The following is a 23,608-nucleotide window of genomic DNA, read 5'->3' on the forward strand; positions in this document are numbered from 1 at the left end:
GACGCGGCGCTCAGAGCACCAGGTTGCCGGTGGTGGCGCTGACCCGCGCGCCGTCCGGCGGCAGCCCGTCGCGGGTGACGTCCTCCTCGGTGCACGAGGTGTGCAGCAAGGAGGAGGCGCCGGTGAAGGCCGCGGCGGCGAGGTCCAGCCGGCCGCCGGTGAGCCGGGCGCCGACCGCGGTGTAGCGGTTGGTGCCGTCGGGGACGCGGACGTGCGCGGTGCCGTCGCCCACGGCGGTGCTGCGCAGCGCGCCGAGGTCCCAGGTGACGGTGGCGGTGCTGCCCGCGGCCCGGGAGAGCAGCGCGCCCGCGGAGTTGGTGCCGGTCAGCGTCACGTCGCCGCCGACGGCGAGCCGCTGGTCGCGCACCGCGCTGAGCGCGACGCCGGTGTTCGTCAGGCTGCCGCCGTCGATCACCACCTCCGCGGCGCCGACCGAGACCGGGGCGGCCTTCGGGTCGCCGACCAGCGTGCAGTCGGTGAAGCGGACCGGTCCGCTGCCGCGCAGCACCGTGCCGTCCAGGCCCTTGAACGTGGTGCGCACGAAGTGCACGGGCGTGCTGACGGGGGTCTGTACGAGGACCTGTCCGGCGGGCAGGTCGAAGGCGCAGTCGGTGACGGTCGTCGGCCGGGACGAGCGCGCGGAGCGCTGTGCGACGGCGAACAGGGCGGCGGTGCAGCCGTGCAACTGGGCGCCGTCCGCGTTGATCACCAGCGTCCCGGACGGGTCGAAAGTGGGCCGCGGGACGACGTGGACGTTCTCCAGCGTCAGATCGGTGATGAGGGTGTTGGCCGTGAACCACGAGCAGACGTGGTTGCGCACGGTGATGCGCTTGGCCGCGTTGCCCCACTGGGCACCGGAGTTGGCGATGTCCATGAGCCCGGAGTTGCCGTCGAAGAGCAGGTCGTGCTCGTACTGGCCGTGCGTGGTGAAGGGGTTGCCGCCCTCGTCGTCGCCGTCGCCGTGGCAGTTGACGACCTGGCAGTAGGCCGACGCCGTCAGGTCGTTGAGGTGCCGGACGTTGCTGGTGGTGCAGTCGGCGACATGGCCGTAGAGGCAGTAGATCTGCTGGGTGAGGTAGCCCGCGCCGCCGTACATGACGGTGGGCGGGTTCTTCAGGCCGCAGCCGATCGTGCGGTAACGGGTGCACCAGCGGCGCATGATCACCGGCCAGAAGGTGCCGGTGGCCTGGATGCCGGAGACATGGCAGTCGACGGCGTACTCGTACGCCACCGGGTGCGAGCCGGTGTACTCGTCGTCGACCGCGCCGGTGTCCTGCCCCGCGCCGAGGAAGACCAGGTTGTGCACCTCGGCGCCGACGACGGGCTCGACCCGGCGCCAGGTGACGGTGCGGCCCGCGGCGAGCGGCCAGCCGTTGAGGTAGCCGACGCGTATGTGCGTGCCGTCGATGATCTCGGTGACCTCGACCATCTTCTGCAGCTCGCGCTCGTCGCTGCCGCCGCCCGCGACCTCGTCGCTCTGCACCGCCCACCACTGGCCGACCCGGAAGGCACCGGAGTCGGGCACCGGGAAGGCGTCGGTGCGCTCGATGACCTCGGCGGGGAGCGGGTGGCTGACGGTGTCCGAGGTGACGGTGCCCTGGAAGAACAGCACCGCGCCGAACGGGTTGTCGTGGGTGTTGCGCTCGATGCCGCCGGTGTGGACGGTGTGCCCGCCGAAGTCCAGCACCAGGTGCGAGCGGTGGTAGGTGTGGCGGCGGCGGAAGAGCAGGTCGGTGTGGGCCTCGACGCGGTGCACGGCGGGGTCGCCGACCATCGCGTCGAGCGCGTCGTCGGCGGGGTGGGAGGCGTCGAAATGGCCGAAGCCGCGGAAGTCCAGGACCCCGTCGTGCACCCGCAGCCAGCGACCGCGCGCGGGCTTGTCGGCGGGCCGCAGCACGGTGCCGCCGTTGGCCGCGGCGGTGGCGCGCGCGTCCCAGCGGGTGAGCATCCCGCCGCCGTCGCCGGAGGCGCGGTAACCGGCGACGACGGCCAGCGTGCCGTCGCGCAGCGTCTTCGCGGGCAGGGCCAGCAGCGCGGCGACGGTGGGCAGCGCGAGGGGCGCCGACGTGCCCTTGCCCGTCCGGTCGTCGTGGCCCTGGTCGTTGCCGTCGGCGGCGGACGCCGGGGCCGCCGCGAGGGTGCCGCCCGCGAGGACGGCGGCGCCGAGGCCGCCGGCCCGCAGCAGGTGTCTGCGGCTGGTGGGGCCCGCGGCGGCGGGCGGGTCGGTGAAGCCGGCAGATGACGTCATGGGGTGGTGCCGTCCTTCGTCGGAGGCCGCAGCGTGCTGCGGTAGGCAGGCATGAAGGCGGTGCGGGGCATCTGGTCGGCGAGCACTCCGCCGTCCACCACGATCCGGCTCCCCGTCAGGTAGGCGCCCTCGTCGCTGGCGAGCAGCAGCAGCGCGCCCGTGCACTCCTCGGGGCTCGCGTAGCGGCCGAGCGGGATACGGGCCCGGTAGGCGGTTTCGAACGCCTCGCGGTCGAAGGGGAATTCGCCGTCGATGGGGGTCTCGACCATGCCGGGGGCGAGGCTGTTGACGGTGATGCCGTGCGGTGCGAGTTCGATCGCCAGGGTCTGGGTGAGCAGGTCCACGGCGGCCTTGGAGGCGTTGTAGTGGGCCAGGCCCGCCTCGGCGACCAGGGCGTTCTTGGAGGTGACGGACACGATCCGGCCGGGCACCGCGTCCGCGATCATGTGCTCGGCGATCCGCTGGGTGAGGAAGAAGACCGCGTCGAGGTTGACCCGCATGACGCGGTACCAGCTCTCGGGCGTGATCTCGTTGAAGCGCTCCAGGGCCGCGGTGCCCGCGTTGTTGACGAGGATGTGCAGCGGCCCGGCCGCGGCCCGCACCCGGTCGGCGAAGGCGTGCAGCGCGCCGGTGTCGGCGAGGTCCTGCTCCTCGACGCGCGCGGTGCGGCCGTGGCCGCGGACCAGGTCCGCGGTCTTGGTGAGGCCCGCCGCCCCCGGCAGGTCGGTGAGCACCAGGTCGGCGCCCGCCTGGGCGAGGGCGACGGCGAAGGCCCGGCCGAGCCCGCCCGCGGCGCCGGTGACCAGCGCGGTACGGCCGGTGAGGTCGAACCGGCCGCGTGCGCCGGGGGGTTGCGGGCTCACGGCTGCTCCAGCCCGAGCAGTTCCAGCGAGGGGCGGTGGATCAGCGCCTCGACGGCGTCCTGGTCGAGCGGGTCCAGGCCGGGGATGCCGGGGATGCGGGCGATCCGGCGCAGGCCCTCGACCGATTCATCGACGGTCGTGAAGGGGTAGTCGCTGCCGAACAGCAGCTTGTCCCACACCCCGTAGTCCTGCACCAGGCGCAGGCTGTGCCACAGCTGGAAGGGCCGGTAGTGCAGGGCGCTGATGTCGGCGTAGACGTGCCGGTGCTTGCGGATCACCGCGATGCACTCGCCCTCGAAGGGGTGGCTGAGGTGTGCGAGCACCATCCGCAGCTCGGGGTGGCGCATGGCCACCCAGTCCAGGTGCCGCGGCATGGCGTACTCCAGCGGCGCCTGCGAGACGAAGGTGGTTCCGGTGTGCACCAGCAGCGGCAGGCCGTGGCGTTCGGCGTAGGAGTACAGCTCGTCGTAGGCCTCGTCGGCGGGCGCGAACCCGGCGTACATCGGCATGAGTTTGATGCCGCGCAGGCCGAGTTCCTGGTGCCCGTAGCGCATCTCGTCCTGCCAGCCGGGCTGCGTCGGGTCGAGCGCGAGGTAGCCGATGAGCCGGTCGGGGTGCTGCGCCACGTAGGCGGCCACGGCCGCGTCGTCGACCCACAGCCCGCTGCGGCGGGCCTTGCCGCCGACGACGATCGTGCGGGTGCCGTCGGGGGCGGTGGCCGCGTAGTCCTCGTACCGCACGGTGAGGTCGACCTCGCCGGCGTGGGCGCGGGCGGACTCGGCGCGGAAGGTGGCGTCGAAGTCGTGGCTGTGCCGGAAGAGATGGGAGTGCACATCGGTGATCATGTGCGGTTCCTCTTCTCCCAGCCGTCCGCGAACATGTTCCAGAAGCGGTGGCTCGGCGGGTGCTCCTCGAAGACCTCGTCCGCCAGCTCGACGCCGAGTCCGGGCGCGGTCGGCAGCGGCACGTACCCGTCCGCGACGGGCAGCACACCGCGCAGCGCGTCGAAGACGTACGGCTCCAGCAGCGCGTCGAAGGTCTCCAGGATCTTCAGGTTGGTCAGGCCGAACGCTGCGTGCGCCGACGCCGTGGTGCACAGCGGCGAGTTGGAGTTGTGCGGGGCGACGAGCATGCCGTGCGCGTCGGCCTGCGCGGCGATCTTGCGCAGCTCGGTGAAGCCGCCGGCCATCGACAGGTCCGGCTGCACGATGTCCACCGCCTCGGTGGCGAAGAGCTGCTTGTACTCGTAGCGGTTGTGGAAGTGCTCGCCGCCGGAGATCGGGAACGTCGCGATGCGGCGCAGCTCGGCGTAGCGCTCGATGTGCGTCCAGGGCATCGGCTCCTCGAACCAGCCGATGTCGTACGGCGCCAGCTCGTGCACCAGCCGCCGCGCGGTCGCGGTGCCGAAGCGGGCGTGCCCCTCGATGAAGAGGTCGATGTCCGGTCCGACGGCCTCGCGCACCGCCTCGACCAGCGCGAGGGAGCGCTTCAGCTCGGGGCGCTCCAGCTCGTGCAGGCCCGCGCCGAACGGGTCGAACTTCAGCGCGGAAAAGCCCCTGCCCACGGCCTCCTTGGCCTTCGCGGCGAACTCCTCCGGGACGCGTTCGCCGGTGTACCAGCCGTTGGCGTAGACCCGGACGCGGTCGCGCACGGCGCCGCCGGTCAGCCGGTAGACGGGCACGCCCAGCGCCTTGCCCATGATGTCGTGCAGGGCCTGGTCCACGCCGGAGACGACGACACCGCCGACGTCGCCGCCGCGCAGGAAGTCGCCCTGGTACATCCGCAGCCAGATCTCCTCGACGTCGAACGGGTCGGCGCCGAGCAGATGGCGGCGGGCCATGGCCTCGGTGAGCCGGCACGTCTCGTCCACCCGGTAGGGGTGGGTGATCTCGCCGATGCCGCTCAGGCCCTCGTCGGTGTGGATCCGGACGTAGCCGAAGTCGCGCCAGGCGGTGCCCAGTTGCAGCGTCTCCACGCGGCTGATGCGGCCGGCCGGACCGGCCGGGCGGGTGGTGTTGACGGTCAGCATCAGCGTGCTGTCCCTTCCGCGGCGGCGCCGCCCATGGTGCTGGCGTGCGCGAGGTCGTCCGGGCCGCCCTCGCTCAGGGTGCGGGTGACGGCCGCCTCGGTCGCGGCGAGCAGCCGGTCCACGTCGTCGTCGGTGTGGGCGTAGGAGATGTGGCTGCGCTTGAGGTTGAGCGGCAGCTCGAAGATGCCGTGGTCGACGAGGTTGCGGCGGTAGCCGACGAACAGCGCGGTGTCGTTGGCGAGCAGGTCGTCGTAGGTGAGCGGCGCGGGTCCCGGCATGAAGTAGGTGACGAAGACCGAGCCGTAGCCGGTGACGACCGCGGGCACGCCGAGCCGCCGGTAGAGCGCGTCCAGTCCGCCGCGGACCCGCTCGCCGAGCCGGAAGACGTGCTCGTGCACGGGCTCCTCGCGCAGCTTGCGCAGTGTCGCGAGCGCGGCGGCGACGGTGGCCGGGTGGCCGTTGTAGGTGCCGGCGAAGAAGACGGGGCCGCCGGGGCGGCTGCTGAAGTGCTGCATGAGGTCGGCCCGGCCGCCCAGCGCGCCGAGCGGGGCGCCGTTGGCGATGGCCTTGCCGAGGGTGGTGAGGTCGGGGGTGACCCCGGCGATCGACTGGTAGCCGCCGAGGGCGTGCCGGAAACCGGTGATGACCTCGTCGAAGACCAGGACGCTGCCGGCCCTGGTGCACTCCTCGCGCAGGGTGCGCAGGAATTCGTCGGTGGGCAGCAGCGCCCCGACGTTGTGCGGGACGGGCTCGACGATGACCGCGGCGATGTCGGCGCCGTGCTCGGCGAACGCCTGCCGGACGGCCGCCGGGTCGTTGAAGCGCAGCACCAGCGTGGCGTCCAGCACCTCGGGCAGGATCCCGGTGGACGTCGGGTCGTGGCGGCCGACGCGGTCCGGCGCGGAGATCACGTTGAGGCTCACCGCGTCGTGCCAGCCGTGGTAGCAGCCCTGGAACTTGACGACCAGCCGCCGCCCGGTGACCGCGCGGGCCAGCCGCAGCGCGTGGAAGGTGGCCTCGCTGCCGGTGCTGGTGAGCAGCACCTGCTCCACGGAGGGGATCAGCTCCACGAGCTGCTCGGCGAGCAGCACCTCGCCCTCGGTGACGGCCACGCCGGTCAGGCCGAGGCGCTGTCCGGCCGCGGCGGTCGCCGCGGCGACGTCCGGGTCGTTGTGGCCGAGCAGCGGCGGCCCGAAGGCGGCGTGGTAGTCGGTGAACTCCCGGCCTTCCGCGTCCCAGAACCGGGAGCCCTCGGTGCGCGTGACGACCAGACCGGTGAGGCCGGGAATGCTGCGCTGGCCGCTGTTGACCCCGCCCGGTATCACCCGGCGGGCCCGCTCGGCGAGCGTCATGTGGTGCTCCTCGCGTCGATGCTGTGGGTGACGGTCTGGACCCTGCCCGGCCCGGACCGCGGGGCCATCCGCCCGGCAAGTCGTCGCAGGAATCGTTCGCTGCGGTGCTGAGACGATGCAGAAACGATTTTCAAGAACACTGTTCCGAATAGCAGAACAGTACGGATCCTAGGTCGGCGAAACCGCGCCGGTCAAGGGGTCCCCAGTGGTAAAGTGTTTCGATATGCAGAACAGTGGTGCGAACGCACCCGTCAGCGGGGGCGGCGGCGGGTTCGGCGACGGCCCCGCACGGGGCCCGGAACCCGATCCGAAGTACCTGGTCAAGACGGTCGCCAGAGCCGCGGAAGTGCTGGAGGTGCTCGCCGCCGGCGGCCCCGGAGCGGGACTGAGCGTGACCGAGGTCGCCCAGCGGGCGGGAGTCTCCAAGAGCGCCGCCTTCGGCCTGCTCCAGACCCTGCGCCACTACGGCCTGGTCGCCGACGAGGGCGAGGGCATGAACCGCCGCTACCGCCTCGGCATGGGCCTGGCCCGGCTCGGCGACCGCGCCCAGGCCCAGGTCTCGCTGCGCGACGTCGCCCGTCCGCTGCTGGTCGAACTCACCGCGGCCACCGGCATGGCCTCCCGCGTCGCCGTACCGCAGGACGGCCAGGCGGTCATCATCGACCAGGTCGACACCAACGGCGGCCTGCGGCTGGACCTGCGGATGGGCGCCCGCGAGCTGCCGCACTGCACCGGCATCGGCAAGGCGCTGCTGGCCGCGATGCCCGAGAGCCAGGCCCGCGAGCTGGTCGCCCGCACCGGGCTGCCGCGCCGCACCTCGCGCACCATCACCGACGAGGCCACGCTCTTCCAGCACCTCGCCGACGTCCGCGCCACCGGCTACGCGCTGGACGACGAGGAGGACGCGGACGGGATCTTCTGCATCGGCAGCGTCGTCCGCGACCACCGCGGCGACTGCGCCGGGGCGATCAGCATCACCGGCCTCAAGCTCGATCTGCCCGGCTGGCGCTTCCGCGAACTGGGCCTCCAGGTAAGGGACGTGGCCGACCGGATCAGTCTCAGCCTCGGCTTCGGCGCCCCCGCCGGGGCGTGATCCGGCGCGGCAGGGGCTTGACCGGAGCGCGGGAGCAGGCTTAACGTCTCCGCTCATCGACCGGTGCCGCGCTCGCACCCTGCCTCTGGTCAGCGCTTTTTCCGCACCCGGCCGATACGGCCATCCGTCCGACGACAAGCGTCACGGGATTCGTCCTCGCCCTTAGGCCCACCGAAGGCGGAGGCACCCCCGTGAACCACACCCCTGGCTCCGTGCCGGACACCGACAGATCGACCCGCACCACCCCCGACCCGCGCCCCGACTCCTCCCGCCGCAGCCTGCTGCGCGCCGGCGGCATCGGCGGCCTGCTGGTCGCAGCGACCGGCACCGCGGTCGCCGCCGGATCCGGCACCGCGCACGCCGACAGCGCCCCGAAGAGCGCCCCGCTCACCGCGGGCACCGTCGCCGCGCTGCTCGCCCTCGACCCGAAGAAGCTCGCCGACGGCGTGCTCGCCCTGGTCGCCGGCTACCGCGCGCCCGGCGACGGCGGCGGCATGCTCGTCCGCTGGGACGCCGCCTCGACGGCCGCCGCCGACGGCGGCACGGTCCTGGCCCCGGGGAATCCGAAGCACGCGGCCAAGGGCCGCTGGCGGATGGTCCACGACGGTGTCCTGGACTTCCGGCAGTTCGGCCTGTTCGACGGCTCGGCCCCGGCCGACGCGGCGCTGGACGCCATGATGGGCGACCCCTCGGTGCACCGGATCGAGGCGCACACCGACCTGAACTTCACCAAGCGCCACACCTTCTCCCGCTCCCGGGTCGAACTGGACTTCGGCGGCAACCGGGTCACGACCGTGGGGATCGAGAAGAACGCCTACAACAACCCCTTCGGCGCCGTCCTGTACTTCCTGGGCAAGGTCACCGACACCACCGTGAAGTCGAAGCTGTCGGCCGCGATGCCCGACCTCGCGGACATCTTCGAGGTGCCGGACTCCAAGGCCTTCGCGCTGGGCCAGTGGTGGAGCGTGGAGATCGACGCCGCCGCGGGCACGGGTCTGTACGAGAAGGAGGTGCAAAAGCTCGTCCAGGTCACCGAGATCGTGGACGGCACGCACATCCGGGTCAACTACAAGATCGGCTGGGACCTGGCGGCCGGGCGCACCTTCACCTGGACCCGGGTGGAGCCCGTCGAGCGCGTCCACGTGCGCAACATGGTCTTCGAGGGCGTGCCCGGCGTCGCCGACAACGACACCGAGACCGGCTCGCACCCGATCGCGTACGAGTACGCCGTCTCCTGCGACGTGTCCGGCATCGACGCCACCGGCACCTTCTGGCCGGTCGTGATGCGCCGCTGGTGCACGTACTTCCGCACCTCCGAGTGCCAGCTGAAGAACCCGGCCTCGGTCACGTACGGCGGCGCGGGCTACCTCACCCAGCAGATCTACTGCCTGTACGGGCACGTCGAGGACTGCCACGTCGCCAACGCCCGGCACCTGAACGACTGGACGGCCTCGGCGTACGGCTACGTCACCAACTGCCACGGCGACGGCGACGACCAGGGCCCCTTCGTCACCCACGGCCAGTTCGAGCACGACCTGACCTTCACCGGCAACTCCGGCCTGATGACCTTCGCCAACTCCGGCGCGGCCTGGGGCGGCGCGGCCAAGCGCGTCACCGTACGGCGGCACGCCTGCTCGTGGTTCGTGGCCAGGACGAACATCACCGACCTGACGCTGGAGGACATGCTCGTCATCGGCAACGCCCAGCCCGGCTCCGGGATGATCTGGGTCAACGCCGACGGCGCCCAGCTGCGCGGCTGCGTCGCGTCCGGCCCGCTGGTGATATCGCAGTCCTCGCACCGCGCCCAGCGCCCCACCGTGATCGCCGACTCGGCCTTCACCCAGGGCAAGGCGTCCGAGATCACCGCGGCCAACGTCAGTGCGGACGTGCATCTGCTGCGCGTCCGGCTGGAGGGCCTGGACGGCGCGCAGTTCAACGGCACCGGCGGTCTCGTGCTGGACCACTGCACCTTCGACGGCGCGGGGGACGGCGCGGCGCCCAGCACGGTCGCGCACGCCGACACCGCGGTCCACGGCGGCACGTTCACCGGCACCGGCCTGCGGCTGAACTCCGCCAAGGACCAGCGGCTGTGGATCGACGGCGGCGCCCGCTTCACCGGCGGCAACAGCGCGGCGGCCTACCTCGCCCGCGACACCGCCGGGCGCACCGTCACCTGGCAGCTGGACGGCGCCGACTTCCGGGCCCCCGACGCGAAGACCGCGCACATCCTGCTGACCGACGGCGTCAACCGCTACCGGGCCACCGGCACCGCCTTCACCGGCGGCAGCCTGCGGCTCGCGCCGGCCGCCTTCGCGGGCGACAGCCACCTGCTGCACACCGGCTGCACCGAGGACGGCGTGGCGCGCACCGCCATGCCGGACGAGGGCGCCCGCGTGCAGCACACCGCGGGCAACCTGCTGCTGCCCGCCTGACGCACCGCCCCACCCCCCCTTTCCCGTTACCGCACGGGCCGGCCCCCGGCCTGCCCGTCCACCCACCACCGTGAGGGAGACATGGCCACCGACTTCGCCACCAGCGCCGTCACCGGCGGCCCGGCAGGGGACCGGCCCGTGCGGATCGCCCTGGTGGGCGCCGGCAACCGCGGGCTGACCTACGCCTCGTGGATCCGCGACCACCCCGAACGCGCCCGTCTCACCGCCGTCGCCGATCCGCGGCCCGAGGCGCGTGCCCTCGTCCCCGGGGCCACCGGGTACGACGGCTGGCGCGAGCTGCTCGCCGCCACCGCGGCGAACGGCGGACCGCTGGCCGACGGCGTGATCGTGGCCACCCAGGACCGTGATCACGCCGAACCGGTGCTCGCCCTCGCCCAGGCCGGGTACGCGATCATGACCGAGAAGCCGCTCGCCCCGACCGAGGACGAGTGCCGGGCGATCGTGGAGGGCGTCGAGGCGACCGGCGTGCCCTTCGCCGTCTGCCATGTGATGCGCTACACGCCCTACACCGACCTGGTCAAGAGCGTCGTGGACAGCGGCGTGCTCGGCACGGTCACCGGCCTGGACCACCTGGAGCCGGTCGGCTGGTGGCACTACGCGCACTCCTACGTCCGCGGGCCGTGGCGCCGCGAGGACCTGTCGTCGCCGATGATCCTCGCCAAGTCCTGCCACGACCTGGACTGGATCGCGTACGTCACCGGCCGCCGCATCGAGACGGTCGCGAGCTTTGGCTCGCTCCAGCACTTCCGCCCCGAGAACGCCCCCGCGGACGCCGGCGAGAACTGCCTGTCCTGCGCGGCGGAACCGGGCTGCCCCTACTCCGCGCCCAAGCTCTACTACCCGGCGCTGCGCCGCACCGGCGGCGCCTGGCCCATCGACCACGTCACCTCCGCCGCCACCGGCCCGGACGACGAGGACGTGCTCACCGAGGCGCTGCGCACCGGCCGCTACGGGCGGTGCGTCTACCGATCCGACAACGACGTGGTCGACAACCAGGTCGTCGCGATGAAGCTGTCCGGCGGCCCCACCGCCGTCTTCACGATGACCGCCTTCACCGAGCAGACCCACCGGCAGACCCGGATCTTCGGCAGCCACGGCTGGCTGCGCGGCGACGGCGAGCGTGTCGTCGTCCACGACTTCCGGGACGACTCCACGGTGGTCCGCGACATCGGCGACCTCGGCTCCAACGCCGCGGACGGCCACGGCGGCGGCGACACCGCCCTCGTCGAGGCCTTCGTCACCGCGCTCGCCACCGGCGACCGCTCCCACATCCGTTCCGGCCCCGCCGACTCGCTCGGCAGCCACCTCGCGGCCTTCGCCGCCGAGCGCTCCCGGCACCACGGCACCGTCGAGACCGTGCCGTCCCGGTGAGCGCGCCCCTCCAGGACTCGAACCCGCAGTATCCGCACCCGAAAGCGAGACACCCCGTGAGACGCCGCACCACCGCCGCCATCGCCACCGCCGCCGCCCTGTGCGCCACCGCCGCCCTCGCCGGCTGCGGCTCCGGCAGCGGCTCCGGCTCGTCCTCGAAGAAGACCGTCAGCACCTGGGTCTACCCGGTGATCAACGACCCGAAGGCCAACGACGCCTACTGGAACGGCCTGGTCAAGGGCTTCGAGAAGGCCAACCCCGGGATCACCGTGAAGGTCTCCACCTACCCCTGGGCCAACCGCGACACCGCGCTGACCACCGCGCTCGCGGCCGGCAAGGGCCCGGACGTGGCGTACCTGATCCCCGACCAGCTGCCCGCCTACCAGCGCAACCTGATATCCGCCGACCAGTGGATGACGGCGAAGGACAAGGCGGCGCTGCGCCCCTCCGCGCTCAAGGCCGTGACCGTGGACGGCAAGCCGTACGCGGCTCCCGTGCTGATGTCGACCTACCCCCTGCTGTGCGACAAGAAGGTCTTCGACGCGATCGGCGAGACCACCTACCCCACCACCTGGGACCAGCTGGCCGCGCTCGCCCCCAAGCTCAAGGCCAAGGGCTTCTACGCCACCAGCTACAGCGGCGACACCACCGCGACGCTCAACATGACCTTCTACCCGCTGCTGTGGCAGGCCGGCGGTGACGTGTTCTCCTCCGACGGCACCAAGGCGGCCTTCAACAGCGACGCCGGGGTCAAGGCGCTGACCTGGCTCAAGACGTTCGTCGACAACGGCTGGACGCCCAAGGACCTGATCACCACCACCCCGCAGATCGAGCAGACCGACCTGGCGAAGAACAAGGTCGCCTGCACCTGGCAGAACACCGCCGCCGAGGTCGAGCCGTTCTGGGGCAAGGACAACATCGTGGTCGGCCCGGCGCTGACCGGCGACAGCCCGGCCGCGTACGGCACCGTCGGCACGCTGGCGATGTTCAAGAGCGCCAACAAGGACGCGGCGGGCAAGTGGATCTCGTACGTCACCCAGCCGGCCAACGACGCCGGGCTCCAGAAGCCCGGCGGCTACTTCCCGCCGCGTACCGACGCCACCGCGCTCTACCCCGGTGACCAGCACCAGGAGGCCACCGAGAAGGTGCTGGAGAGCACCGACGTCGGCCCGCTCAACAAGGCCTCGCGCGACGTGATGGGCGTGCTCGCCCCGCAGCTGCAGGCCGCGCTGCTCGGCAAGACCGACCCGAAGAAGGCGCTGGACGACGCGGCGCAGGCCGCCGACCAGATCATCGCCCGCAAGCGCTGAGCCCCGGCGCACCCCGGCATCCCGCACTCCCGTCTTCCCGAAGGAGGTCCCGTGGCCGCAGTCGCGGAGTCCCGTTCCCGCCCCCGCAGCACGCCGGAGCCCGTCCGGCGCGGGCCGCACGCCCGCCGGGAGGCCCGTGTCGGGCTGCTGTTCGTGCTGCCGTGCTTCCTGCTCTTCCTGGCCTTCCGGTTCGGGCCCGGCCTGGCCGGGCTCGTGCTGGGCTTCACCGACTACACGATCGGCGACAGCACCCACTTCACCGGCCTGGACAACTTCCAGCGGATGATGCACGACCCGCTGTTCTGGTCGTCGATGAAGGTGACGGTCGTCTACAGCGTCATCGCCGTGCCCTTCACGATCGCCGCGTCGCTGGGACTCGCGCTGCTCACCCGGCGCGCGTTCCGCGGCTCCAAGCTCTTCCGGTCCATCTTCTTCCTGCCGGTGGTCACCAGCCTGATCCTGGCGTCCACCGTCTTCATCTGGATCTTCTCCACCAAGGGCCCCTGGTCGGGACTGATGGGACTGCTCGGGCTGCCCGAGCAGTCCTGGCTCACCGACTCCGCGCTCGTCCTGCCGGCCCTGGCCCTGGTCGGCATCTGGTCGCGCTGCGGCTACGGCATGCTCATCCTGCTCGCGCGGCTCCAGGACGTGCCGCGCGAGCTGGAGGAGGCCGCCCTCATGGACGGCGCCGGGCCCTTCCAGCGCTTCCGCTACATCGTGGCCCCGCAGCTGAAGCCGGCGTTCTTCTTCCTCGCGGTGATCGAGACGACCAACAGCTTCCAGATCTTCGACGCCGTCTACGTGATGACCGGCGGCGGGCCCGCCAACGCCAGCTACAGCCTCGTCTACCAGCTCTACGACGCGGGCTTCAAGTACTCCGACCTCGGCTACGCGAGCGCGCTCGGCTGCGTGCTGTTCGTCATGACCGTGGTCGTGGCGCTCGTGCAGCGCATGGTGCTCGGAAAGGAGAAGTGACCATGGCCCGGGACAAGTTCCAGGACATCGTGCCCCGGGCGCTGCGGCCCGGCAGGACCGGGCTCGCGGTGCGCGCGGTGCTGCTGACCGTGGCCTCGCTCGCGACGGTCTTCCCGTTCTACGCGATGATCGTGCTGTCGCTGAAGCCCGGCGCCGCGGTGGAGCTGCCCGGCAGCCTGCTGCCGTGGCATCTGAGCGGCTCCTCCTACAGCGCGGTGCTGGACGCCCAGGACGTGCCGCGCTGGCTGCTCAACACCCTGGTCTACTCGGTGGTGTCGGTGGTCGGCGTGCTGGCCCTGGCGTCGCTGGCCGGGTACGCGTTCGCCAAGAAGCGCTTCCGCGGGCGGGAGGCGATGTTCTGGTCGTTCCTGTCGATGGTCATGGTGCCGTACCACGTCACGATGATCCCGACCTTCATCATGATGGCGAAGCTCGGCGGCGTGGACACCTACTGGGGCCTGATCGTCCCCACCCTCGCCAACGCCCAGGCGGTCTTCCTCATGCGGCAGTTCATCCGCGACCTGCCCGACGAGATGTTCGAGGCGGCCCGGCTGGACGGCTGCGGCGAGCTGCGGATCTTCGTCAGCCTGGTGCTGCCGCTGCTCAAGCCGATCCTCGCCACGCTCGGCACGTTCGTCTTCCTGTGGCACTGGAACGACTTCCTGTGGCCGCTGATCATGGGCCAGAGCAGCGACATGCGCACCCTCACCGTCGGTATCGCCTCGCTCCAGCAGCAGCAGGTGCCGCTCAGCCAGGTGCTCGCCGGATCGGTGATCGCCTTCGTCCCCATCTTCGCCGCCTACCTCGCGGGCCAGCGCTACTTCACCGAGGGCGTCACCGGCTCGGCCGTCAAAGGATGACCCCGCACATGACCCACACCCACACCCCGCCGCCGCTGACCGGCCCCGCCGTCGACTTCCCGTCGAGCGAGCGGGAGCTGGAGGAGCTGCTCGCGAAGCCCTCGCCCGCCCTAATCTCCGACGCCGCCCGGCTGGACGGCGACCTGGTGATCCTCGGCGCGGGCGGCAAGATGGGCCCGAGCCTGGCCCGGCTCGCCCGCCGCGCGCTGGACGCCGCGGGCCGCACCGACCTCGCCGTGCACGCGGTGTCGCGCTGGTCGGACCGCGCGGCCGCCGACGCGCTCGCCGCCGACGGGGTCGTCCCGGTCACCGCCGACCTGCTCGACGGGGACCCGGCCGCGCTGCCCGAGGCCGGCAACGTCGTCTTCATGGTCGGCGCCAAGTTCGGCTCCGCGGGCAACCCGGCGCACGCCTGGGCCGTCAACGCCGCGCTGCCGGACCGGATCGCCCGCCGCTACCGGGACGCCCGGATCGCCGCCTTCTCCACCGGCAACGTCTACCCGCTGGTCGACACCGCCTCGGCCGGTTCCGCCGAGACCGACCCGGTGGGCCCGGTCGGCGAGTACGCCATGTCGTGCCTGGGCCGCGAGCGCGTCTTCGGCTACCACGCCGCCGTCCACGACACCCGCGTCGCGCTGCTGCGGCTGAACTACGCGGTGGACCTGCGCTACGGCGTGCTCGCCGACATCGCCGCGACCGTCCGGGCGGGCGAGCCGGTCGACGTGACGACCGGCCACGTCAACGTCGTGTGGCAGGGCTACGCCAACGAGGTCGCGCTGCGCGCGCTGCTGCACGCCCACGAGGACGTCTTCACCGTCAACCTCACCGGGCCCGAGACGGCGTCGGTGCGGCGGCTGGCCGGGCTGTTCGCCGCCGAGTTCGGCGCGCAGCCGCAGGGCGCGGTGACGACCGGCGCCGAGTCCGGCACCGCGCTGCTGTCCGACGCGAGCCACTGCCACGCGCTGTTCGGCTACCCGCCGGTGTCCTTGCGCACCCTCGTCGGCTGGCAGGCGGAGTGGCTGCGCCGCGGGCTGCCGCTGTCCGGCCGACCGACCAAGTTCCAGACCCGCGACGGAAGGTTCTGACCCACCGTGTCCCTCCCCACACCCGCCGCCCCCACCGCCGCCGCCGCGGCCGCCGACCCGCTGGCGCTGCTCGCCGCCGGTACGGTCATCCCCGCCCACCCCCTCGCGCTGGACGCCGAACGCCGCCTCGACGAGCGGCGGCAGCGCGCCCTGACCCGCTACTACCTGGCCTCCGGCGCCGGCGGCATCGCGGTCGGCGTGCACACCACGCAGTTCGCCATCCGGGACGCCGGGGTGGACCTGCTCCGCCCGGTCCTCGCGCTGGCCGCCGAGACCGCCGACAAGGAGGCCGGACGCCCGGTCGTGAAGGTCGCGGGCGCCTGCGGCTACACCGCGCAGGCCGTCGCCGAGGCCTCGCTCGCCGCCGAACTCGGCTACGACGCCGTGCTGCTGAGCCCCGCCGTGCCCGGCGCCGACGAGACCGGGCTGCTGGAGCGGGCCCGCGCGGTCGGCGAGGTGCTGCCCGTCATCGGCTTCTACCTCCAGGACGCGGTGGGCGGCCGCTACCTCTCCCCCGCCTTCTGGCGGGCCTTCGCCGAACTGCCCGCGGTGGTGGCGATCAAGACCGCGCCCTTCGACCGCTACCGCACCGCCGAGGTCATCGCCGCGGTCGGCGCGAGCGACCGGGCCGACGAGGTCGCGCTCTACACCGGCAACGACGACGCGATCCTCAACGACCTGCTCACCCCGTACCGCACCCCGGACGGCGCCCTGAAGTGGTTCGCCGGCGGGCTGCTCGGCCAGTGGGCGGTGTGGACCAGGGGCGCGGTCGCGCTGCTGGAGGAGGTACGGGCGGCCCGCGCGGGCGACCACGCCCTCATGACCGACCTGCTGCGCCGCGCGCCCCAGCTCAGCCAGGCCAACGCCGCGGTCTTCGACGTGCGCAACGCCTTCCGCGGCTGCATCCCCGGCGTCCACGAGGTGCTGCGCCGCCAGGGCCTGCTGGAGGGCACCTGGTGCCTGGACCCGAACGAGCGGCTCTCCCCGCGACAGGCGGAGGAGATCGCGTCGATCGCGGCCGCGTACCCGTGGCTGACCGACGACGCCTTCGTGGCGGAGCACCGCGATGACTGGCTCCGCTGAGGCCCCCCGCGCGGTCGTCGCCGTGCCCGCCCGGCTGCGCGAGCAGTTCTTCGCGCCCGCCGCGTGGCGGCGGCTGGAGCTGCTCACCGACGTCACCGTGGTCGAGGCGCACGGCGACCCGGCGGCGCTGGCCGCCGCGCTCGGCGACGCCGAGGTCCTGGTGACCGCGTGGGGCACCGCCCGGCTGGACGCCGCTCTGCTCGAACGGGCGCCCCGGCTGCGGCTGGTGGCCCACACCGGAGGGGCCGTCAGCCCGTACGTGACCGCCGCCGTCCTCGACCGCGGGGTGCGCGTCACCCAGGCGGGGGCGGCGATGGCGGGCCCGGTCGCCGAGGTCGCGCTCACCTTCACCCTGGCGCTGCTGCACCGCGTCCACCGCTTCGACCACGCCCTGCGCGCGGGACTGCCCTGGGAGGAGGCCTCGGCCGCGCCCGCCCGGCACGAGATCCGCGGCTGCCCGGTCGGCGTCGTCGGCGCCTCCCGCACGGGCCGCGCCTACATCGCGCTGGCCCGCGCGCTCGGCGCCGAGGTGAGCGTGTACGACCCGTATCTGACGGCGGAGGACGCCGACGCCCTCGGGGTGCGCGCCACCGGCCTGGACGACCTGCTCGCGGGCAGCCGTGTCGTCGCCGTGCACGCCCCCGCGCTCCCCGCGACCCGGCACATGCTCGGGGCCCGCGAACTCGCCCTGATGCCGGACGGATCGGGCCTGGTCAACACCGCCCGCTCGTGGCTGGTCGACGAGTCCGCGCTGCTGGCGCAGCTGCGCACCGGCCGCCTCGACGCGGCCCTCGACGTCTTCGACGCCGAGCCGCTCCCGCCGGACCACCCCTTCCGGTCCCTGCCCAACGTGCTGCTGACCCCGCACCAGGCGGCGGCCACGGTGGAGGGCCGCCGGGCGCTGGGCGACAGCACGGTGGCCGAGATCGCCCGGTTCCTCGGCGGCGAGCCGCTGCTGCACGCGGTGGGGCCGGAGGCGCTGGAGCGGGTGGAGTAGGGCCCGCTCCGGGCGCGGCGGTCAGTCCGTACGCGGGATCCAGTCACTGCCGCCCAGCGGGTAGTCGTAGCCGGGGCGGCCGGCGTCGGCGCTGGTACGGAAGGGGGTGCCGTCGTCGTCGATCCGTACGGTGCCGTGCCGGCCGCCGCTCGACCAGTCGAGGGTGAGGTCCCAGCGGACGTCGTGCGACCCGGTGTGGGCGGTGACGTAGAAGACCTCGGGGTCGGACTCGCTGACGCTGTAGGGGAAGGCGCGCTGCCCGTTCCTGGGCTTGGCGGTGGGGCTGCCGCCGTCCAGGTCGACGTCGAAGGACTTGGTCTCGACGCCGCCTCCGCAGCCGACGCCCATCGCGTAGTCGTTCCAGGCGAGCGGCGCGTCCCGGGACTCGATGCGCACGTGCAGCGCCTCCAGCACCACCGTCTGCGCACCGGCGCCCTGGACGGTGAGGGCGACCCGCTGCTCGCCGGAGGACACCGCGCCGTAGGAGGCGGCCCAGCGCGGCGCGTTCTCCTCGTTCGCGGGCGGGCCCATCTGCGCGGGCTCGCTGTCGACCAGGAAGTGCTGGCTGCACGGGTTGTCGTAGACGTACGGGCGGGTGCGGACGGTGATCGGCACGGCGGTGCCGCCCGCGTCCGGAGCACCGGACGTCGTCGGGGCGGGGCCGCTCGGCGTGACGGCCCCGGTGGTGTGCGAGGGGCCGGACGCGCTCGCGCTGTCGGTCGGCGCGGCCGGGGTGCCCGGGGTGGTGGACCCCTGCGACGCGGAGGCGGCGACCGCCTTGCCCTTGCCCGCGTCGGCCGCCTTCCGCCCCGCGTCCCCGCCGTCGCCACCGGCCCACGGCGGGTGCACCGCGAGCACGACGCCCACGAGCACGGCCGCGGCGGCGGAGGCGGCCAGCACCGAACGCCGCCGCCGTGGGGCGGGGCCGCCCGGTGTGCTGACGACGACCTGCTCGTCGGGGGCGTCGCGGTCGTCGGGGGCGTCGCGGTCGTCCGGGGCGTCGGGCGCGTCCGGCGCGGCGGTCTCGTCCGGTGCGGCGGCCGCGTCCGGCGTGTCGGCAGCACCGGACGCACCGGACGCCTCGGCCACGCGCGCCGCCGTCTCGGATCCGCCGGACGCGAGGCCTCTGCGCCGTTCCTGGGCCGCCGCCGCACGGGCCGCGTCCGCCAGGACCCAGCGGCGGTGCAGCTCCACCAGCTCCTGGGGCGACGCCTTGCACACCCGCGCGAGCCGCTCCACCGGCGCGTAGTCGTTCGGGAAGGCGGTGCCGTTGCAGTAGCGGTGCAGGGTCGAGGTGCTCATGTGCAGCCGCCCCGCGAGCGTCCCGTAACTCAGCCCCGCGCGGTCCTTGAGCTCCCTCAGCAGCGTCGCGAACCGCTCGGCCGGTCCGGCTTCCGCCGCCCCGGCCCCGTGCTCGTCCATCCGGCAGCGTCTCCCTGCGTCCCGTTCCGGCGTTCCAGGGTCACCGGATGTGCCCTGGTCAGAGCCTGTTTCGCCGTTCCAGTATCCCCAACCGCCCGGCTGGCATGGCAGTTGGGACGGATCACCGAACAAGCTCCTGCCATCCAAGCACCCCACCGGTGTCCCCAGCGAAAGAGGTACGCAGCATGTCCGGCATCCGCCCCTCCTCCGTCCGACTCGCCGCCGCGGCCGCGGGTGTCGCGCTCGCCGCGCTCTGCCTGACCGCGTGCGGCGACGACGGCACGGGCCCCCGCGCCGAGAAGTCCGGGACGAGCACCGCGAGTACCGCGGGCACCACGGCGCCCGGCGCGACCACCTCCGCCCCCGACCCGTCCACGTCGCCCTCCACGGCGGCCCCCGCGCCGTCCTCCAGCTCCGGGCACCAGGGCTCGGGCAGCCCGAAGGCGACGCCGCGGCACACCGCCACCAAGGCGCCGGCGTCCTCCCGCAAGCCGGTCACGTGCGAGGGCTCCAACACCAAGACCGTCGCGGCACCGCTGAACCGCCCGGTGAACCACATGCTGCTCACCGTCACCAACACGGGCAGCGCGACCTGTTACCTCTACGGCTACCCGGCGCTCCAGTTCACCGGCGCCCAGTCGGTGCCCCCGCCCGTCGAGGCCTCCCACCCGCAGGCCGTGGTGACCCTCTTCCCCGGCGAGTCCGGCTTCGCCTCGGTGACGCTGTCCGCCGCGGACGGCAGCGGCGAGTACGGCTACACCGCGAAGACCCTGGCGGTCCACTTCTCCGGCCGCTCCGGCAACGAGAGCGTCGGCACCGCCGCCCACCCGCCGCTGCCCGCCAAGGGCCTCTACATCGACAGCACGCTGAAGACCACGTACTGGCAGCAGTCGATGGACGACGCCCTGAACTGGTGACGCGCGGGCCGCGACGGTCCGGACGCCCGCAGGGTCCGGACCGCCTTCCCGCGTCACTGCCGCGCGGTCTCCTCCTGGGCCTCCCGGAGGAGGGCCAGCGTGGTGCGGGCCTGCTCCGCCCGCCGCGCGTCGCGCGTCTCCCGGTAGATCTCGACGGCCTGCGCGCAGGCGGCGGCCGCGTCGTCGAGACGTCCCAGCTCCTGGAGGGCGAAGCACAGGTTGTTCAGCGCCACGCCCTCACCGTGCCGGTCGCCGAGCTCCTGGCAGATCTCCAGGTCCGTCCTGTGGGCCGCGACCGCCTCCTCGGCACGCCCCATCTCCCGCAGCGTGATGCCCAGGTTGTTCATGACGGACCCCTCGATGGCCCGGTCACGGGTCTCCCGGCAGATCTCCACCGCCGTGGTGAACATGGCGAGGGCGTCGTCGCTGCGCCCGAGCTCCTGGAGGGCGAGGCCCAGGTTGTTCAGCGCCTTGCTCTCACCGCGCCGGTCCCCGGTCTCCCGGCAGATCTCCAGGTCCGCCGTGTGCGCCTCCACCGCCTCCTCCACACGCCCCATGTCCCGCAGCACCAGCCCCAGGTTGTTCAGGGCGACGCCCTCGCCGCGCCGGTCCTCGCGCTCCCGGCAGATCGCGAGATGCTCGGTGTGCGCCTCGATCGCCTCGCCGAAACGCCCCACGTCCCACAGGGATCCCCCGAGGTTGCCCAGGCTGATGCCTTCCCGGTGGCGGTCCCCGGTGTCCCGGAAGAAGGCGACCGCCCGGGTGTGCACCTCCACCGCCTCGTCGAAGCGCCGCCGCAGGTCGAGGTAGTCCCCCAGGTAGGCGCTGAGGATCGCGGTGGCGAACGTGCGGTGGGTGCGGCAGGCGGCCAGCAGGTTGTCCTGCTCGGCGTCGAACCAGGCGACGGCGTCGGGACGGCCGGTGAAGGTGTCCGGGACGCTCTCGCCGGGCAGGGCCCGCAGGTGGGTGTCCGCGTCCTGGGCGCAGCCGCGGTAGTGGTCGAGCAGCCGCGTGACCGCCTCGTCGTCGGCCCCGTCCTCGCCCGGAGCGGCAGGGGTGTTGTGATCGCGCGTCAGGTCGTGCATCGACCAGCGGCTGCCCGCCGGGCCGGACCGGTGGGTCAGCAGGTGGGCGCGGGTCAGCTCGCGCAGGGCCGCGCGGACCTCGGGTGCCGGACGGCCGGCCAGCGCGGTGGCGGCGGGCAGGCCGATGTCGGAGCCGGGGGCGATCGCCAGCAGGTGGAGCAGTTGCCGGTGCCCGGCGGGAAGGTGCTGGTGGGAGAGGTCGAACGTCGCGCGCAGGGCGCGCTGTGTGCCGGTCAGTCCGGTGTACGCGTCGACCGCGTCGATACGGGAGCTGTGGGCCCGCAGCTCGTCCAGCAGTTCGGGGAGGGTCTGCTCCGGGTCCAGTACGAGGGCGGCGGCGTTGATCCGCAGCGCCAGCGGGAGCCCGCCGCACCACGTGGCCAGCTCCAGGGCGGCCTCGGGGGTGTCGTGGGTGCGGGTGTCGCCGGGGCGGGCGGCCTCCAGCGTGGCCCGGAGGAGGTCGACGCCCGCCCCGGGGGCGAGGGTGTCCAGGTCGATGAGCCGGGCGCCGAGGTCGGGGTGGGTGTGGCGGGAGGTCACCAGCAGCCGGTGCCGGTCCCCGGCGGGGAGCAGCGGGCGGATCTGGTCGGAGGAGGACGCGTTGTCGGCCACGACCAGCACTCGCCGCCCCTCCCGCCCCAGCGAGCTGAGCACGGAGCCGTACCGCGCGGCGCGCTCGTCCGGCGCGGAGGGGATGTCGTCGGCGGCGACGCGCAGGGTGCGCAGGACGACGTCGAGCGCCTGGTGGGCGGTGAGCGGGTCGGGGTCGTAGCCGCGCAGGTCGACGAGGACGACGTCGGTGAACCACTCCCGTCGCACCGCGTGGTGGGCGGCGTGCAGGGCGAGCGCGGTCTTGCCGATGCCGCCGAGCCCGGCGACCGCGCTGACGACGACGGAGGCCGTCCCGCCGTCGTCCGGCCGCAGGATGGCGAGGACGTGGTCGGCCTCGGCTTCACGGCCGACGAAGACGGGCGGGGCCGGCGGCAGGGCCACGACCGGCCCCGGTGCCTGCCCGGCCGGGGTCGGGTGGATGTACACGTCACCCTTGACACTGCCCACGGCCATGCCGCCCGGGGCGTTCATCCGTGCGTCGCCGCCGACGGCCACGCCGCCGTCCACCGCGCTCACCTCGTCCACCGCACCCCCTCCGGCGCCGCCGCCCCAGCACGGCGACACTAGCGCGGACGCCTCCCGTACCGGTGCCGGTTGCGGCATTTGTGCCGGTGGCCCGCGGGCGCGCGGCGGGGCTCAGGCGACGAGCAGCCGCAGGCCCAGTTCGGCCGCCTCCAGGGTCGCGAGGTCGCGATTGCGCTCGGCCCAGCGGCCCGACGCGAGGTCGTCGCGCAGGGCGTCGACCGCGCGCCGCTCCGCCTCGGGGCCGACCCTGGCCCAGACCGAGACGGCACGGCGCACGGGCTCCTCCAGGTAGGCCTCGGGGCGGCGCCAGTAGGCCTCGAAGAAGCCGTCGGCGCAGTCCCAGGGGACGAGGACGGGTTCTGCGTGGCCGCCGGTCGCCGCGGTCAGCTCGGAGAAGGACGGCCAGTGGACCAGGATGTCGGCGAACTCCGGCAGGTAGTCGCGGGAGAGCCAGAAGCGGTCGTGCCAGCCGGGGCTGCTCGCGTCGTACGTGAGGACCACGACGCGGCGGGCGACGCGCCGCATCTCGCGCAGCCCGGCCAGCGCGTCCCGCCAATGGTGGACGGTGCTGACCGCCATCGCCGCGTCGAAGGACCCGTCCTCGAACGGCAGGCTCTCCGCCGAAGCCGCCACGCAGGGCGCCGCGTCCGCGGGCCGCTGCGCCCGCATCACCGCGGACGGCTCCACGGCGGTGACCTTGCGGTCGGCCGGTTCGTACGAGCCGCTGCCCGCGCCGACGTTCAGCACGGTGCGGGCGTCCCCGAGCGCCGCCCAGATCTGCTCGGCGATACGCGGCTCGGTGCGCCGCGTCGCCGGGTAGTCGGAGCCGATCCGCTCGTACAACTGCGCGCCGAACGCTTTGAGCTGCTGCTCCGGTGTGGTCGTGATCCCCATGGCACGTGCCTCCAGTTCCCGGTCGATGGCCCTGACCGTGGCGGCGGCGCGGTCGCGCTGCTCCAGCAGCAGCCCACGCAGCCGGTGCAGGTGCGCGACGGCGTCGGTGCCCGGGTCGTCGACGAGGTCGGCGATCTCCCGCAGCCCGAACCCGAGCCGCCGGTAGCCGAGCACCTCGCGCAGCCGCTCCACGTCCCGGGCGGCGTAGGCCCGGTAGCCCGCGGCGGTCCGCGCGGACGGCCGGACGAGCCCGATCTCGTCGTAGTGGTGCAGCGTGCGCACACTGACTCCGGCCAGCTCCGCGACGCGCCCCACGGTCAGGTGTTCTTCCACGCCCCCGACGATGCGGCATGACGCCACGTGAGGGTCAAGCGCCCTTCCGGGAAGGACCGGACGGACGGCGGGGCGGCCCGCGGCGCTCCTCGCGCCGCGGG

Annotated in this window: 18 protein-coding genes; 10 read left to right on the top strand and 8 right to left on the bottom strand. The window is 73.5% G+C overall.

The features are described from left to right. Positions 1 to 10 precede the first annotated feature (10 nt). Genes ACWERV_RS25895 through ACWERV_RS25915 form a run of 5 tightly spaced genes read right to left on the bottom strand, consistent with a single transcriptional unit; the run spans position 11 to position 6,492 of the window. Positions 11 to 2,248 (bottom strand): peptidase C14, encoded by a 2,238-nt coding sequence (locus tag ACWERV_RS25895; protein ID WP_452937245.1) that lies wholly within the window; start codon positions 2,246 to 2,248, stop codon positions 11 to 13. Beyond that, positions 2,245 to 3,111, bottom strand: coding sequence for an SDR family NAD(P)-dependent oxidoreductase (locus ACWERV_RS25900; RefSeq protein ID WP_452937247.1), 867 nt, complete (start codon positions 3,109 to 3,111; stop codon positions 2,245 to 2,247). The genes ACWERV_RS25895 and ACWERV_RS25900 overlap by 4 nt, the downstream gene beginning before the upstream one ends. Next, complete coding sequence (locus tag ACWERV_RS25905; RefSeq protein ID WP_398178679.1) at positions 3,108 to 3,956, bottom strand: amidohydrolase family protein; 849 nt, start codon at positions 3,954 to 3,956, stop codon at positions 3,108 to 3,110. The genes ACWERV_RS25900 and ACWERV_RS25905 overlap by 4 nt, the downstream gene beginning before the upstream one ends. Then, positions 3,953 to 5,140, bottom strand: coding sequence for a mandelate racemase/muconate lactonizing enzyme family protein (locus ACWERV_RS25910; protein ID WP_452937251.1), 1,188 nt, complete (start codon positions 5,138 to 5,140; stop codon positions 3,953 to 3,955). The genes ACWERV_RS25905 and ACWERV_RS25910 overlap by 4 nt, the downstream gene beginning before the upstream one ends. Continuing rightward, positions 5,140 to 6,492 carry an aspartate aminotransferase family protein gene (locus ACWERV_RS25915; RefSeq protein WP_398178673.1) on the bottom strand — a complete coding sequence of 451 codons (1,353 nt, stop codon included), beginning with the start codon at positions 6,490 to 6,492 and terminating at the stop codon, positions 5,140 to 5,142. Before ACWERV_RS25915 ends, ACWERV_RS25910 begins: the two co-directional genes overlap by 1 nt. Positions 6,493 to 6,715: 223 nt before the next feature. On the opposite strand from ACWERV_RS25915, the gene ACWERV_RS25920 reads away from it, so the two are divergent. From ACWERV_RS25920 to ACWERV_RS25960, 9 genes are all read left to right on the top strand, one after another. Then, on the top strand, positions 6,716 to 7,585 hold the full coding sequence (locus ACWERV_RS25920) for an IclR family transcriptional regulator (RefSeq protein ID WP_398178669.1): 870 nt from the start codon (positions 6,716 to 6,718) through the stop codon (positions 7,583 to 7,585). A gap of 494 nt (positions 7,586 to 8,079) precedes the next feature. Continuing rightward, complete coding sequence (locus ACWERV_RS25925) at positions 8,080 to 10,017, top strand: peptidase C14 (RefSeq protein WP_452937305.1); 1,938 nt, start codon at positions 8,080 to 8,082, stop codon at positions 10,015 to 10,017. An 81-nt stretch (positions 10,018 to 10,098) separates the two neighbouring features. After that, positions 10,099 to 11,409: a Gfo/Idh/MocA family protein gene (locus tag ACWERV_RS25930; RefSeq protein ID WP_452937255.1), complete on the top strand. Its 1,311-nt coding sequence runs from the start codon at positions 10,099 to 10,101 to the stop codon at positions 11,407 to 11,409. Positions 11,410 to 11,465: 56 nt separating this feature from the next. Further along, positions 11,466 to 12,719, top strand: a complete 1,254-nt coding sequence (locus ACWERV_RS25935) for an extracellular solute-binding protein (RefSeq protein WP_398178663.1) — start codon at positions 11,466 to 11,468, stop codon at positions 12,717 to 12,719. Positions 12,720 to 12,770: 51 nt separating this feature from the next. Then, positions 12,771 to 13,694 carry a carbohydrate ABC transporter permease gene (locus ACWERV_RS25940; protein ID WP_398178660.1) on the top strand — a complete coding sequence of 308 codons (924 nt, stop codon included), beginning with the start codon at positions 12,771 to 12,773 and terminating at the stop codon, positions 13,692 to 13,694. A gap of 2 nt (positions 13,695 to 13,696) precedes the next feature. Further along, positions 13,697 to 14,554, top strand: coding sequence for a carbohydrate ABC transporter permease (locus tag ACWERV_RS25945; protein WP_452937258.1), 858 nt, complete (start codon positions 13,697 to 13,699; stop codon positions 14,552 to 14,554). An 8-nt stretch (positions 14,555 to 14,562) separates the two neighbouring features. Continuing rightward, positions 14,563 to 15,639 carry an NAD-dependent epimerase/dehydratase family protein gene (locus ACWERV_RS25950; RefSeq protein ID WP_452937261.1) on the top strand — a complete coding sequence of 359 codons (1,077 nt, stop codon included), beginning with the start codon at positions 14,563 to 14,565 and terminating at the stop codon, positions 15,637 to 15,639. 6 nt (positions 15,640 to 15,645) lie between these two features. Beyond that, a complete protein-coding gene (locus ACWERV_RS25955) occupies positions 15,646 to 16,722 on the top strand; it encodes a dihydrodipicolinate synthase family protein (protein ID WP_452937264.1) in 1,077 nt (358 codons plus the stop codon). After that, positions 16,706 to 17,719 carry a hydroxyacid dehydrogenase gene (locus ACWERV_RS25960; RefSeq protein WP_452937267.1) on the top strand — a complete coding sequence of 338 codons (1,014 nt, stop codon included), beginning with the start codon at positions 16,706 to 16,708 and terminating at the stop codon, positions 17,717 to 17,719. Before ACWERV_RS25955 ends, ACWERV_RS25960 begins: the two co-directional genes overlap by 17 nt. Before the next feature lie 21 nt (positions 17,720 to 17,740). Here ACWERV_RS25960 and ACWERV_RS25965 read toward each other — a convergent pair whose 3' ends face one another. After that, a complete protein-coding gene (locus ACWERV_RS25965) occupies positions 17,741 to 19,141 on the bottom strand; it encodes a helix-turn-helix domain-containing protein (RefSeq protein WP_452937269.1) in 1,401 nt (466 codons plus the stop codon). Between the two features lie 185 nt (positions 19,142 to 19,326). Between ACWERV_RS25965 and ACWERV_RS25970 the strand changes: the two genes are divergently transcribed. After that, positions 19,327 to 20,058: a DUF4232 domain-containing protein gene (locus ACWERV_RS25970; RefSeq protein ID WP_452937271.1), complete on the top strand. Its 732-nt coding sequence runs from the start codon at positions 19,327 to 19,329 to the stop codon at positions 20,056 to 20,058. Positions 20,059 to 20,111: 53 nt separating this feature from the next. Here ACWERV_RS25970 and ACWERV_RS25975 read toward each other — a convergent pair whose 3' ends face one another. Together ACWERV_RS25975 and ACWERV_RS25980 are read right to left on the bottom strand one after the other, a co-directional pair. Further along, positions 20,112 to 22,280: a tetratricopeptide repeat protein gene (locus tag ACWERV_RS25975; RefSeq protein WP_452937274.1), complete on the bottom strand. Its 2,169-nt coding sequence runs from the start codon at positions 22,278 to 22,280 to the stop codon at positions 20,112 to 20,114. Between the two features lie 111 nt (positions 22,281 to 22,391). Then, the gene (locus ACWERV_RS25980) at positions 22,392 to 23,507 is read right to left on the bottom strand and encodes a MerR family transcriptional regulator (RefSeq protein ID WP_452937277.1); all 1,116 of its coding nucleotides are present in this window, start codon (positions 23,505 to 23,507) and stop codon (positions 22,392 to 22,394) included. Positions 23,508 to 23,608 lie beyond the last annotated feature (101 nt).

The sequence above is a fragment of the Streptomyces sp. NPDC004031 genome (assembly GCF_053604375.1).

Coding starts and splice junctions, on each gene's coding strand:
- ACWERV_RS25895 (WP_452937245.1), bottom strand. CDS start 2,248: ATGACGTCATCTGCCGGCTTCACCGACCCGCCCGCCGCCGCGGGCCCC.
- ACWERV_RS25905 (WP_398178679.1), bottom strand. CDS start 3,956: ATGATCACCGATGTGCACTCCCATCTCTTCCGGCACAGCCACGACTTC.
- ACWERV_RS25910 (WP_452937251.1), bottom strand. CDS start 5,140: ATGCTGACCGTCAACACCACCCGCCCGGCCGGTCCGGCCGGCCGCATC.
- ACWERV_RS25915 (WP_398178673.1), bottom strand. CDS start 6,492: ATGACGCTCGCCGAGCGGGCCCGCCGGGTGATACCGGGCGGGGTCAAC.
- ACWERV_RS25920 (WP_398178669.1), top strand. CDS start 6,716: ATGCAGAACAGTGGTGCGAACGCACCCGTCAGCGGGGGCGGCGGCGGG.
- ACWERV_RS25925 (WP_452937305.1), top strand. CDS start 8,080: ATGCTCGTCCGCTGGGACGCCGCCTCGACGGCCGCCGCCGACGGCGGC.
- ACWERV_RS25930 (WP_452937255.1), top strand. CDS start 10,099: ATGGCCACCGACTTCGCCACCAGCGCCGTCACCGGCGGCCCGGCAGGG.
- ACWERV_RS25945 (WP_452937258.1), top strand. CDS start 13,697: ATGGCCCGGGACAAGTTCCAGGACATCGTGCCCCGGGCGCTGCGGCCC.
- ACWERV_RS25950 (WP_452937261.1), top strand. CDS start 14,563: ATGACCCACACCCACACCCCGCCGCCGCTGACCGGCCCCGCCGTCGAC.
- ACWERV_RS25960 (WP_452937267.1), top strand. CDS start 16,706: ATGACTGGCTCCGCTGAGGCCCCCCGCGCGGTCGTCGCCGTGCCCGCC.
- ACWERV_RS25965 (WP_452937269.1), bottom strand. CDS start 19,141: ATGGACGAGCACGGGGCCGGGGCGGCGGAAGCCGGACCGGCCGAGCGG.
- ACWERV_RS25970 (WP_452937271.1), top strand. CDS start 19,327: ATGTCCGGCATCCGCCCCTCCTCCGTCCGACTCGCCGCCGCGGCCGCG.